Origin of the sequence: Exobacillus caeni (assembly GCF_005747095.1) — a bacterium.
Taxonomy (GTDB): domain Bacteria; phylum Bacillota; class Bacilli; order Bacillales; family Guptibacillaceae; genus Exobacillus; species Exobacillus caeni.
Genome location: NZ_SWLG01000003.1, coordinates 45,830 through 59,205 on the forward strand (window position 1 = coordinate 45,830; position 13,376 = coordinate 59,205).

General features: G+C 40.5%; 11 protein-coding genes. 7 read left to right on the plus strand and 4 right to left on the minus strand.

The features are described from left to right. Positions 1-70 precede the first annotated feature (70 nt). Together FCL54_RS04480 and FCL54_RS04485 are read right to left on the minus strand one after the other, a co-directional pair. Complete coding sequence (locus FCL54_RS04480; RefSeq protein ID WP_425467098.1) at positions 71-1,669, minus strand: ABC transporter substrate-binding protein; 1,599 nt, start codon at positions 1,667-1,669, stop codon at positions 71-73. Further along, positions 1,662-2,903, minus strand: coding sequence for a M20 metallopeptidase family protein (locus tag FCL54_RS04485; RefSeq protein ID WP_138123652.1), 1,242 nt, complete (start codon positions 2,901-2,903; stop codon positions 1,662-1,664). The genes FCL54_RS04480 and FCL54_RS04485 overlap by 8 nt, the downstream gene beginning before the upstream one ends. Before the next feature lie 151 nt (positions 2,904-3,054). On the opposite strand from FCL54_RS04485, the gene FCL54_RS24555 reads away from it, so the two are divergent. After that, positions 3,055-3,459 (plus strand): IclR family transcriptional regulator, encoded by a 405-nt coding sequence (locus tag FCL54_RS24555; protein ID WP_138123654.1) that lies wholly within the window; start codon positions 3,055-3,057, stop codon positions 3,457-3,459. A gap of 361 nt (positions 3,460-3,820) precedes the next feature. Here FCL54_RS24555 and gloA2 read toward each other — a convergent pair whose 3' ends face one another. Next, positions 3,821-4,207 (minus strand): SMU1112c/YaeR family gloxylase I-like metalloprotein, encoded by a 387-nt coding sequence (gene gloA2, locus FCL54_RS04495; RefSeq protein ID WP_138123656.1) that lies wholly within the window; start codon positions 4,205-4,207, stop codon positions 3,821-3,823. 207 nt (positions 4,208-4,414) lie between these two features. Here gloA2 and FCL54_RS04500 point away from each other — a divergent pair, with 207 nt between their 5' ends. Both FCL54_RS04500 and manA read left to right on the plus strand, forming a co-directional pair. Beyond that, positions 4,415-5,338, plus strand: coding sequence for an ROK family protein (locus FCL54_RS04500; protein ID WP_246055134.1), 924 nt, complete (start codon positions 4,415-4,417; stop codon positions 5,336-5,338). Positions 5,339-5,386: 48 nt separating this feature from the next. After that, entirely contained in the window at positions 5,387-6,340 is a 954-nt protein-coding gene (gene manA, locus FCL54_RS04505) for a mannose-6-phosphate isomerase, class I (protein ID WP_138123658.1), read from the plus strand. Positions 6,341-6,458: 118 nt separating this feature from the next. Here the strand turns inward: manA and FCL54_RS04510 are convergent, their stop codons facing one another. Next, positions 6,459-7,646, minus strand: coding sequence for an ROK family transcriptional regulator (locus FCL54_RS04510; RefSeq protein ID WP_138123987.1), 1,188 nt, complete (start codon positions 7,644-7,646; stop codon positions 6,459-6,461). Between the two features lie 291 nt (positions 7,647-7,937). Between FCL54_RS04510 and galE the strand changes: the two genes are divergently transcribed. From galE to galT, 4 genes are read left to right on the plus strand one after another with little or no spacing between them, the layout of a single operon-like run. Next, positions 7,938-8,939, plus strand: coding sequence for a UDP-glucose 4-epimerase GalE (galE, locus tag FCL54_RS04515; RefSeq protein WP_138123660.1), 1,002 nt, complete (start codon positions 7,938-7,940; stop codon positions 8,937-8,939). A gap of 1 nt (position 8,940) precedes the next feature. Beyond that, entirely contained in the window at positions 8,941-10,020 is a 1,080-nt protein-coding gene (locus FCL54_RS04520) for a M24 family metallopeptidase (protein WP_138123662.1), read from the plus strand. Positions 10,021-10,075: 55 nt separating this feature from the next. Beyond that, positions 10,076-11,254, plus strand: coding sequence for a galactokinase (locus FCL54_RS04525; protein WP_138123663.1), 1,179 nt, complete (start codon positions 10,076-10,078; stop codon positions 11,252-11,254). Between the two features lie 30 nt (positions 11,255-11,284). Next, the gene (galT, locus tag FCL54_RS04530) at positions 11,285-12,820 is read left to right on the plus strand and encodes a UDP-glucose--hexose-1-phosphate uridylyltransferase (protein WP_138123665.1); all 1,536 of its coding nucleotides are present in this window, start codon (positions 11,285-11,287) and stop codon (positions 12,818-12,820) included. Positions 12,821-13,376: the final 556 nt, after the last annotated feature.

The window sequence follows — 13,376 nt, forward strand, 5'->3', positions numbered from 1 at the left end:
ATAGTGCCAGGCACCATTCGTGGACATTTGTCCACAAGCGGTGCCTGGCACGTCTTCTATGGCACGTCTTTTATTTAAACTCCACCTTCGCCAATAGAACACTTGAGTTTGGGTGTGGGTTGAATCCTTCGATGTTCTTTTTCCCTGCTACTACTGGTGTTGCATGAACAAGAGGAATCCATGGTACATCTTCATGGAATACTTTTAGTGCCTGGTTATAAAGCTCATTTCTTTTCTCAGGGTCTACAGTGGATTTCGCCTCAACAAGTAGTTTGTGGAATTCTTCACTCTCATAGCGGGCAGAGTTGCTGCTTCCGATGTTTGTTTTGTCTAATAGTGTGTACAGCAGATTGTCAGCGTCACCATTTTGTACTGTCCAGCCTAACAAGAACGAATCTGCTTCTCCGCCGATGACTTTTTCGACGTACGTCGCCCATTCGTATGATTTAATCGTTGCGTTAACACCGATCTCCTTAAAAGTAGATTGGATGGCTTCAGCTACTTTCTGTCCATTAGGCATATACGGTCGGGAAACAGGCATCGCCCATAGCTCCATATCAAAACCATCAGGATATCCAGATTTTTCCAGTAAACTTTTTGCTTTTTCTAAATCGAATGGATATGCTTCGATTTCATCATTATATCCCTGAATGGAAGGAGGAATTGGGTTTTTAGCAGGTTCAGCTTGCCCCTCATAAAAGGCATCGATGATCGCTTGCTTATCGACCGCATGATTTAAAGCTTTTCTAACATCCTTATTTTTCAATGGGCCCCTTGTGACGTTTAGACCAAGATATCCGATATTCATGGACGGTCTTGTAAATGTTTTTAAATCCGGTGTTTCTTCTATTCCCGCCACATCGCTTGGCGATACGCCGTCCATCATGTCGATCTCACCGGTCTTTAATGCATTTAAACGGGCAGAGTTTTCAGGAATAGATCTGAAGATAACCGTTTCTAATTTTGGGTAACCATCCATCCAATAATCTTCGTTTTTCTTTAAAACAATTTTGTCGTTCCTCTGCCATTCACTAAAAACGAATGGTCCTGTTCCGACAGGATTTTCATTATATTTATCGCCGTATTTTTCAATAGCTTCAGGGCTTGCAATTGCAAAGGGAGTCATTGTTAAGTTCTTCAAAAATGGTGCCTGTGGGCGGTTTAACGTAAATTGAACAGTGCTTTCGTCCAGTGCTTTTACTTCTTTGATAACGTGGCCTTCATCTCCTTTAAAACCGCCAAACATAGACCGATACATTGCAAACTTACCTTCCTGGCCTTCTTCAGGCTCCATCCACCTCTTAAAGTTATAAACAACAGCATCAGCGTTGAACGCCGTCCCGTCATGGAATTTGATACCTTCGCGGAGTGTAAATGTATAGGTTAGGCCATCATCGGATACTTTCCAATCAGATGCAAGGGATGGGTGGATTTTTGTGTCCATATCACCAAATTTAACAAGTGTGTCATAAATGTTGTCGGCGACTTTATATGATTCTCCGTCCGTGACGGTTGCGGGATCGAGTGAAATGGAATCTCCACCTCGTCCGTATACTAATGTATCCTGTGTCTCAGATGTTGCACCGTCTGTACTGCTGTTAGATGAGCAAGCAACGAGACCAAACAGTAGAATTGATGATAAGAAAAGTGACAGAAGTTTTTTATTCAACAGGAGCACCTCCGAAGTTTTGTAGACTCATAGGCTGCATTGCAACTGAGTTTTGTTTGTCTATCAATTCTTCAGAAATTAATGATAAGAAAACTTGCCCAATCGTAAGGATGGATCGCTCATCCACATCAAAACGGGGGTGGTGATGCGGATAAATTGCATTGATTTCAGGGTTTCTTCCCCCTGCAAAGAAAAAGGTGCCAGGCACTTCTCTTAGATAATAAGAAAAATCTTCAGCGCCCATTATCGGTTCTTTATCAAAAACCTTGTCTTCACCCAGGACATTTGTGGCTAATGCCTTAAGTTTTTTTGTTTCAGCGGGATGGTTATATAGGGCGGCATGTCCTCGCTTATAGTTGATTTCTGCCTTTGCTCCAAAGACATGACAGGTCGAAGCGGAGATGTGCCGTATGAGATTCTCCGTTTCATTCCGAACATCCTCATCAAACGATCGTACCGTTCCGCCGATGTAAGCTGTATCTGGAATGACGTTAAGTGCTTCTCCGCTCTTTAGGGCCCCGATTGTAACGACAACAGATTTTAGTGGGTCTGTCTTTCGGCTGGCGATTTGCTGGAGGTTGAGCACGAGTTGACTCGCAATTACTACCGGGTCAACAGTCTCATGCGGCATAGCTCCGTGCCCACCGTTTCCGGTTATGGTTATCTCAAAAGTGTCAGCGGCTGCCATTGTATATCCTTCATTGAAGGAAACCTGGCCAATGGGATCATTCGCCCACACATGAGCACCGTATACTTCATCCACGCCCTCAAGGCATCCATCTTTAATCATCGCTTCCGCTCCACCGGGGGCAACTTCTTCTGCAAATTGATGAATAAATACTACGGTTCCTTCGATTTCATCCTTTAACTGGCTCAGTACATTGGCTACTCCGAGGAGGGCTGCAGTATGCAGGTCATGTCCACAGGCATGCATTGCACCGGGCACTTTAGATTTGTAAGGTACATCTTTCTCATCTTGAAGAGGCAATGCATCAAAGTCGGCGCGCAAAGCAATCGTTTTGCCAGGCCTTTTTCCTCGTAAGTAACCAACAACGCCGTTACCGCCAACCCCGGTTTTCACCTCCAACCCAAGATCTGTTAGATATTTTGAAATCTTCTTCGGTGTTTCCACTTCGTTGTTTGAGACTTCTGGATACATGTGAAAGTCCCTTCTAAGCTCTACCAGTTGAGGATAGAGCTCCTGCAGTTTGTCTAAAAGTTTAATTGAGACCACTCCTTATCTAAATTTTCATAAAATTGTTAATATGTTGTATTCTACAACTACTGTAAGAATATTTCAAATTTTCACCTACTGATTTGCCAAAAAATCCTTTTCACTCCTTACGCGTTTTGACTATACTAAAAGGAGTTATAAGAGAAGGGATGTGACGAAGCTGAGCAAAAGCGGGAGTGTAGAAAAAGCCCTTTCGATTATTGATTGTTTTACAAACGAACATTCGAGATATACCTTAGAGGAACTGACGAGAGTCTCTGGATTCCCACGATCAACGGTTTACAGGATGTTATGTTCTTTGGAGAGATTCGGATATATTATAAGAGAAATAGTAAACCGGGAAGTATTTTTCTCATTGGGCTTTAGATTTCTTGAAAAAGCAAGCATGGTCATTGGTCAGATTGATCTTAGAGAGCTTGCTCGACAAGAAATGTCAGAACTAAGGAGACACACTGGGATGACTGTACAGTTGGCTGTAAAGGATAGAGAAGAAGCGGTGTACATTGATCAGATGGAAACGAATAATTATATCCGGGTTTATCCTGAAATAGAGTAGTTGGGGACCCGACAGTCTCCACCAAAGAAAATGGGGAAGTGTATCATAAAGAGTTAGTGGGAAACTTAGTGGAACTACTTCAATATTGCGAGGAAGAGGTTAAGGTAACGATTCGAAACAGGGATATTCCATTATGACATTCATCTTTAACTGAATAACTGGTGAATGGAAAATTGCTGGCCTACACAAAGGCTGGCAATTTTAATTGTGTTAAATACTTAATATAAGCAAATGGAAACGACCTTTATGGTAAGGGCGTTTCTTTTTGTTGTAGATGTTAAAAAAGCGGATGTAAAATCGATCAAACGTTTGTTTAGCAAATTTAACAGCAGAGATGATAGCTTCAAAAAGATAACTGTTATTATGCTTCGTAAAGCTCGATTGGTAAATCATCGGGATCTGAAAAAAAGGTGAATCTTTTTTCCGTAAGAGGATCTATCCTGATTTCCTCAACTTTAATGTTTTTAGATTCTAGATATGTAACCCATTCCTCGATGTTGTTTACTTGAAAAGCAAGGTGGCGTAAACCAGTTGCTTCAGGATAGCTCTGTCTCCTAGGAGGTTCTGGAAAAGAGAAGAGTTCAATTCGGGTGTGATTGCCCATAGATAAATCTAGTTTATAAGAACGTCTTTCTTCACGGTAAGTTTCATTGATCATCTGAAACCCTAGAATAGTAGTATAGAAGTGTTTAGATCTTTCATAACTTGAACATATGATGGCGATATGATGTATTTTGAGCTTGTCCACGATCTTCCCCCCAATATATTTGGTTGATGAGTTTATTTTATTCCTTCTCTTTTTTTCCTGCAAACATATGCGGCGTTTTATGAAAGCAATGGTTTCTACCTAGATGAATAAGTTTATTCTGGGAGGAGATTTCCAATAGTTTCTATAATAATGGTACTATAAGAATGTAGAACAGGTTTGTGATAGCTGAAAGGGATGTAAAGGATAATGATGAAAACGAAAAGAATAGGTGTTGATTTAGGTGGAACAAATTTGCGTGCAGGCATCGTGGATGAAACAGGAACGATTATTTGTGAGGAAAGTATTTCTACGGAAGCCGAAAAAGGACCGGATCATGTCATTAGGAATATGATTGCTTTGATTAAGAAGGTAAAAGAAAATCATGAGGTTACATCGATCGGTATCGGTTCTCCAGGCCCTCTTGATCCATATAAAGGGCTAGTGCTAAGCCCGCCTAATCTACCAGGATGGGTAAGTGTGCCGCTAACTGAAAAGCTTAAACAGGCTTTTGATATACCTGTATATTTAGATAATGATGCCAATGCCGCTGCACTGGCAGAGGCAAGTTTTGGTTCGGGGAACAAGTTTTCATCTGTTTTCTTTATAACAGTGAGTACTGGAATAGGCGGTGGTTATGTTTTAGATAACAAGATTGTCCAGGGAGCACAGGGTTATGCCGGTGAAATCGGTAATATGATTTTGCAGCCGGGAGGTCCGAGCTGGTCTAATCTAAACGCTGGCTCTTTCGAAGCGTTGGCATCGGGTACAGCTATAGGCCGTGAAGGAAAAGAGCGTCTTGGCATTCAAGGTGGTGCAGAGGAAGTTTTTGAAATGGCAGCCGGAGGAAATCCTGTTGCTCAAATAATCATAGACGAAACGGTAACTTATCTAGCAATGGGGATAGCCAACATTGCCCACATCGTCAATCCGTCTATTTTTGTACTGGGCGGGGGAGTCATGCAAGCAAAAGGTCAAATCCTGAATCCTCTTAGGACAAAGGTAAAAGACTTTCTGTATCCCGGACTTCAAGAAACTATTAACCTACAACCGGCAAAATTAGGAACAAAAGCAGGTTTAATAGGGGCTTCATTGCTGGGGTCTGACCCCTCTAAAACTGTGGATAACTTATAAGTTTAGAGACAACTATTGGAATTACATAATAATGGAGTGTGAGAGACTATGTATGAGAAGGAACCAATTTTCCTGGAGCCTGTTTTCAAGGAACGAATATGGGGAGGAACGAAGCTGCGTGAAGAGTTTGGTTATGATATTCCGAGTGACACTACGGGAGAATGCTGGGGAATATCAGCTCATCCGAACGGGCCATCGAAAATAAAGAACGGACCTTTAGAGGGGAAAACACTAGAATTTGCATGGGGAAATCATAGAGAGCTGTTTGCAAATGAGCCTGGCGATGAATTTCCTCTCCTTATAAAAATTCTTGATGCAAAAAAAGACCTATCTGTGCAGGTGCATCCTGATGATAAGTATGCAAGGGAAGTTGAAGGAGAGCCATACGGTAAGACGGAATGCTGGTACATCATCGACTGTGAAGAAGGCGCAGAGCTGATTTTCGGACACCATGCACAGACCAGAGATGAATTTGAGAAGATGGTTGAGGAAGGGGAATGGGACAAATTGCTGCGCCGCATTCCGATCTCTCCTGGTGAGTTTTACTATGTTCCAAGCGGGACGATTCATGCTATCGGTGCTGGAACCATGATACTGGAAACCCAGCAAAGCTCCGATATAACCTATCGTGTTTATGATTATAATCGAAGGGATGCTGAAGGGAATACGAGAGAGCTCCATATTGAAGCCTCTATCGAAGTATCTATCATACCGCATGTTGATCCTCATTTTGATCCTACACGGGAAGAAAAGCAAGGGTTAACAAGTGAAAAACTGATCACTCAAGAATACTTTACCGTTTATAAATGGGAATTGGACGGGAAGGTTTCAATGGAATCGGAGGAAAAGTATCTGTTAGCGAGTGTTCTTGAAGGGGAAGCAGAGCTTATCACTGGTGATCAGTCCTATAACATAAAAAAAGGAGATCTTTTCATTCTTCCTTCTACTATTAGTGGATTTTCATTAGAAGGAAAAGCGCACCTTGTTGTTTCGCATACTTAAAAATAAAAAAACGGATATTAAAGGGGCGGACACTTTTCTTTTGAGTCAGCCCCTTTCCATGTAAATCAGAAAAAAATCAATCAAACGTTTGTTTAAGTCAGGTGTTCTCTTTTTGCTACTAACCTAAAGAGTTGTGCGAAAATAACTCAACTAAAATTAGAGTGACTGCTCCTATCGCTGTCCCGTTATCACCAAGGTGTGATAAAACGATTTCTGTTTGTTTAGCTGACTCCGTGATCCCGCGTTTTTTGACAGTCTCTTTGACGCTATCTAATAACAAATCTCCGGCTTTTGAGACTCCTCCTCCGATAATGATTTTCTGAGGATTAATCGTATGAATAAGGTTTGTCAGTCCGATACCCAAGTACTCGCCTGCTTCCTTGAAGATATCGATACTTAGCTGGTCTCCTTTTAACGCAGCTTCATATATTAGTTTTCCATCAATTTCTTCTAAGTTATCTTTAACCATCTCTTTAAGAATACTTTTCTTTCCTTTTGAAATTTCTCTTCTTGCCTTTTCTGCCAGGGCTGGTCCTGCTGCCAGGGTTTGAAGGCACCCGTTATTTCCACAGCTGCATTCTGGTCCGTTAATGTCGATGGACATGTGGCCAATTTCTCCACCGATATCGTTTTCCCCATGAAAAAGTTTACCGTTAATTACTATGCCTGCGCCTATACCACTGCCAACATTTATCGTAACCGAATTCTCAACACCATCCCCGTTTCCAAACCATGACTCACCTAGTGCAAGGGCCCTTGCATCATTTTCTACCTTTACTAAAATACCGAACTCCTTTTCCAGGTATTCTTTGATCGGAATATTTCTTAATTGTAAGATTGGGGCAAATAAAGACAACCCTTTCTTTACGTCAACAACTCCATGCATACCAACACCGATACCAATAATTTTATCTTCCTGTCCTTTATATGGCTTTATAAGCCTTTTGATTGTTTGCTGTAAAAGATTTAATAATTCATCGTTAGAAGTAGCAGGATTGATTAAAATCTGATTTTCTTCCAGAATTTCTCCGTTTAAATCGGTTAAAATCGCGTTAACGTGTTTAGGACCAACATCTAACCCGATTACATATGAATTTCTTCCATTAATGATAAGGTTAGTAGGCTTTCGTCCGCCACTGGATTCTCCCTGGGAGCTTTCTGCTATAAGCCCACTATCGATAAGTTCTTTGACGATACTGCTTACCGTTGGGGGAGTTAACGTGGTTGCCTTTGCGATATCAGCCCTGGAAATCGGTCCGTCTGTACGAATTTTATTTAATATGATTGATCTGTTGAGCGACTTCATCAACTGGAAACTTCCTCTAACTACCAAAGTACATACCTCCACACTTTTTATTTTTTTAGTATATATATCTTTTGAAATTTTGTAATAGAAGGGAAAAAGGGATTGAATAATTAATATTACTATAATACCATAAAAAATAATGAGTTAATTAAATTAATTAACAAACTTGTTAATGCTACTAAAAGAGGAAGATTTTGACGAAATTTTATTATTTTCCGGGAAATAAGAGATTGTTCGACTTAATCTTTAACCTTTTTATCAAATTCTAAATGGAAAGTGGGAATAATGACGATGGCTATTTTAGTTACAGGTGGAGCGGGTTATATTGGAAGTCATACCGTTTTGTACCTGCAGGAAAAAGGCGAGAACGTTGTCGTGCTCGACAACTTGAAAACCGGACACCAGGATGCTATCCAAAATGTTACATTCTATAAGGGATCGCTTCATGACAACACATTATTGGATCGGATTTTTCAAGAAAATGAAATCGATTCTGTTATACACTTTGCTGCCAGTTCATTAGTAGGCGAAAGTGTGGAAAACCCACTTCTTTATTATCGAAATAATGTAGTAGGTACATATCATCTCATTAGCAAAATGGTGGAATATGGAATAAAAAATATCGTTTTTTCTTCCACAGCAGCTACTTATGGAAATCCAGAACAGTTACCGATTTTAGAGAGCAATCCCACAAACCCAACAAATCCATATGGGGAAACAAAACTTGCAATTGAAAAAATGCTTAGATGGTGTGATGATGCTTACGGATTGAAATCAATCTGTCTTCGATACTTCAATGCAGCCGGTGCAGATCCCAGTGGACGGATTGGGGAAGACCATGAACCCGAGACCCATCTGATTCCAATTGTTCTTCAGGTGGCGCTTGGACATAGACAAACAGTTTCTATCTTTGGAAATGATTATCCAACAGATGATGGTACCTGTATAAGAGACTATATCCATGTCTTAGATCTGGCCCAGGCACACTACCTTGCACTAAAAAGGTTAAAAAGTAAAAAAGAAAGCGGCATCTATAATTTGGGGAACGGCAAAGGTTTTTCCGTTAAAGAGGTGATTGAAACATGCAGGAAAGTAACTGGGAAAGAACTTTCTTCTAAAGTTGGACCGCGCCGTGAGGGAGATCCAGCAATTTTGATAGCGTCATCTAAGAAAGCAAAAGAAGAGTTAGATTGGGAACCGATGTATCTTGATTTAGAAAATATCGTTAGTCATGCCTGGGAATGGCATAGTACTCATCCGGTCGGTTATGAAGACAAAAGGGTAGGTGAGTAACATGGGGATAGAGAAAGTAAGGGATTTTTTAGTCAATAGTAACTTTGATGGTATCCTGCTGCGCAAGAGAAATAATTTTTCATGGCTAACAGATGGAAGCGATAATCATATTGTTCAGACTGTAGAAGAAGGCGTAGCTGATTTTATGATATTCAAGGATACAGCTTATTTGATCACTTCTAAAATGGAAGAAAGAAGAATCGTGGAAGAAGAACTCAAGGATCTTCCATTTGAAGTGGAAGTAGTGTCCAATGACTGGTTTGTGGGAACAGAGACGCTTATAGATGATGTGGCAAATGGGAAGAAAATGGCGACAGACTCGCCTTACCGGGATTGGGAAAATGTAGATCAGGATCTCGGTTTAATACGATCTGTTTTGAATGAAAGAGAAATTAAAAAGTATCGAGAGTTATGTCAAAGTGCTGCAAAAGCTGTAGAACAGACATGCCGTGAAATAACAGTGGGGCAGACAGAGCATGAAATAGAGGCTTTGCTAGCTTCTAAGGTACTTTCACAGGGCTTAAATATTCAAGTTCTCCTTGTTGCAACGGATGAACGAATTTACAAATACCGGCATCCTATTTCCACTTCTAAGAAGCTTGATAAACAGGCAATGATCGTATTATGTGCAGAAAAAGGGGGCCTGGTGGCTAATGTAACAAGGCTCGTCCATTTTGGTGAAATGTCCCCGGAACTTATCGGAAACAAGAAAAAGGCAGCTAAAATTGATGCGGTGATGAATTGTAGTACCAAACCAGGAAAGACTGCTGGAGAAGTTATAAAAGCTGGGATTAAACAATACGAAACAGCAGGTTTTCCTGATGATTGGAAACTTCTTCATCAGGGGGGATTGACCGGCTTTGCCTCCAGAGAGTTTCTTGCAAACGCAGAAACACCCTATGTGATTAAGGAGAACCAGGCGTATGCATGGAACCCTTCTCTACCAGGTGTGAAGTCTGAGGATACGATCCTGGTAACAGATGAGGGGATCGACTTTATGACCCACACAAATGAGTGGGTTTACCAGGAAGTAGAAGTGGACGGAAAAGTAATGAAACGGCCGGATATACTTCAAAGATAGACTTTATGGTGATTGAAGTCATATCAAATAATTTTTATCAAAAGGGGAGACTAATGTGATTAAGCAATTGAAGGCTGATTTTGCCAGAGTTTTTGGAGGGCAGGAGGAAACAAGAAGCTTTTTTGCACCGGGACGGGTCAATTTAATTGGGGAGCATACCGATTATAACGGCGGACACGTATTCCCATGTTCGTTAGATATTGGAACGTATGCAATTGTTCGTAAAAGGAATGACACAACGATTCGTGCTTTTTCAAAAAACTTCGAGTCTCATGGTGTAATTCAGTTTGACTTGAAAGATATTAATTATGATGAATCACATGACTGGGCTAATTATCCTAAAGGGGTTCTATGGGCATTTAATAATGCCGGTCATACCATAAATCAAGGCTTTGAAGTGTTATTCTATGGAAATATTCCAAACGGATCTGGCCTTTCCTCTTCGGCTTCCATTGAAATGGCAACAGCAGTTTTCTTAAATGAAATGTTTAAGCTCCATATAGATATGATAGATATGGTGAAGTTGAGCCAAAAGGCAGAGAATCAGTTTATCGGGGTAAACTGCGGCATCATGGATCAGTTTGCAATCGGTATGGGGAAAGAGAATGCAGCCGTGTTGCTAGACTGCAATACTCTTAACTATAGCTACAGCCCGCTTGAGCTTGATCAATCATCCCTTGTCATCGCAAACACAAACAAACGCAGAGGACTCGCAGATTCAAAATACAATGAGCGCCGAACGGAATGCGAGCGGGCATTGAACCAACTGCAAAAGCATCTCAGCATACAATCATTGGGTGAATTATCAGCCGAAACGTTTGAACAGTATAAGAACTATATAACAAATCCAACAGACCGTAAGCGCGCAAGGCATGCCGTTTATGAAAATATCCGAACGATAGAAGCGGCCAAAAACCTAAAAGCAGGCGACCTGGATGGCTTCGGGATACTAATGAATGAATCGCACCGCTCACTAAGAGATGATTATGAAGTAACAGGAAAAGAACTCGATGCCCTTGTTGAAGCAGCATGGGAAGAAGATGGTGTGATCGGTTCACGTATGACCGGTGCCGGATTTGGCGGTTGCACGATCAGCATTGTGAAAAATGAACAGATTGATTCTATGATAGCAAATGTAGGTGAAAAGTATTATAAAGTAACAGGTTTAAACGCTGATTTTTATGTGGTAAAAGTCGGCGATGGAGCTCGGGAAATTTCCACATCGAACGTTTAATATACTTTATAGAAAAAGGAGGGGAAAGAAATGGAAATCGACATTTATTATCAAATTGAACGGCTGTTGCGATATGGCCTGGAGAAAGGCTTAATTACGGTCTGGGATATGGACTATACCCGAAACCGGATACTTGAAGTTCTTGAACTGCCAGAAGCAAGACCCACGGATGCTGATAGGGAAAACCTTGATTTTCCGGTAGATATTTTGCAGCAAATTCTCGACTGGTCTGCAGCAAATAATAGACTGATAGAAAACAATGTTACATACCGTGACCTATTGGATACGAAAATAATGGGATGTCTCACTGCAAGACCATCTGAAGTTATCCGGGGATTCAATGAGATATATTCATCAGATGGTGCTGAAAAAGCCACAAAGGACTTTTACCAGTTTTCAAAGGCCGTTCATTATATTCGCACGGATCGAATTGCCAAAAATGAACAATGGGATACATCGACTGATTATGGTGATCTTGAAATTACAATCAATCTATCAAAGCCAGAAAAAGATCCAAAAGAAATTGCCTCAGCCAGAAAAATGCAGCAAAGTTTTTACCCGGACTGCTTGCTTTGTAAAGAAAACGTTGGATATGAGGGTAGATTCAATCATCCTGCGAGACAGAATTTAAGGGTTATACCAGTCGAACTTGATGATAAACAATGGTTTATGCAATTTTCCCCTTATGTTTATTACGAAGAGCATGCGATTATATTTTCGGGTGCTCATGAGCCAATGAAAATTACCAGAGGGACGTTTAATAGATTGCTTGAATTTGTTGAAAAAATGCCGCATTATTTTATAGGCTCTAACGCTGACCTCCCGATCGTTGGCGGTTCTATCCTCACGCATGATCATTATCAGGGTGGAAAACACGAGTTTCCGATGGCAAAAGCAGAAGTGGAAAGGGAATTCAAGCTATCTACATATCCAGGTGTGAAAATGGGAATCGTTAAATGGCCTATGTCTGTTGTTAGGATACAGAGCAAAGATCGTGGTGAATTGGCAGATATAGCGGTCCGTCTGCTGGATTTCTGGAAATCTTATAGTGACAAATCGGTAGATATTTTTGCTTATTCTGATGATTCTCCACATAACACGATCACACCGATTGCGAGAAGAAGAGACGGTCTGTATGAGTTAGACCTGGTACTTCGTAATAATCGTACGAATGAAGATCATCCTCTGGGTATTTTTCATCCACATGAAGAGGTCCATCATATTAAGAAGGAAAATATCGGTTTGATTGAAGTAATGGGTCTTGCGGTCCTGCCGGGAAGATTAAAAGATGAACTGAAAACGTTAGGTGACTGCCTTGTTGAGAATAACGGGATTGAAAAGGTAATAGCAAATGAGGAGATTGCAAAACATGCAGCATGGGCAGAGGATGTGGTAAAGCAGCATCCTGAGATCAATCAGGAAAATGTACTGCCTATATTGAGAGAAGAAGTTGGACGCGTTTTTGCTATTGTGTTAAGCCATGCCGGTGTGTTTAAAAGGAACGAAGAAGGGCAGCAGGCGTTTGGCCGGTTTATGGAAGAATTTATTCAAACGATATCAGATTAATATAATCGACTCAAATGACTAGTATATAGAAAAACCGCAGCTATCACTAATGGTAGCTGCGGTTTTGCAATAGTTCAGGTCATTACTTGGAAATCGTTACTGTAGCTGTATTGGTTTTGACTGTTTTTCATCGAGTGTGACTTCAGCCCACAGGTCAATCGAGTTAACATCCCCGAATTATCCTACTTTATAAGTATCGAGTAAAACTGAAAATTCTCCATACCTTTTGTTTTTTCGGGAGAAAGTCAAACTTTCCTATCATAAAACCTAATAAAAAATGTCGAACTATAGAAGAATCAAAAGAAAAATAAAGAATAAATGGAACTTTATTCCTGGTAACATGTAATAAAACTGGTGAAATTTTTAGATTTAATTAAACTCCACCTATAACAATGTGTTAAATGTAGTGAGAAAATCCGAGTGATAAGGTGTTTATAGGAGGGATGAAAGGAAATTATTACATTGGTTAGAGCAGAAAAAGCTGTGACTAAAGTACGATATCAGAAAATTCAGTATGTTAGTGTTGATTAAGGAGAATTACATATTATAAAATTTA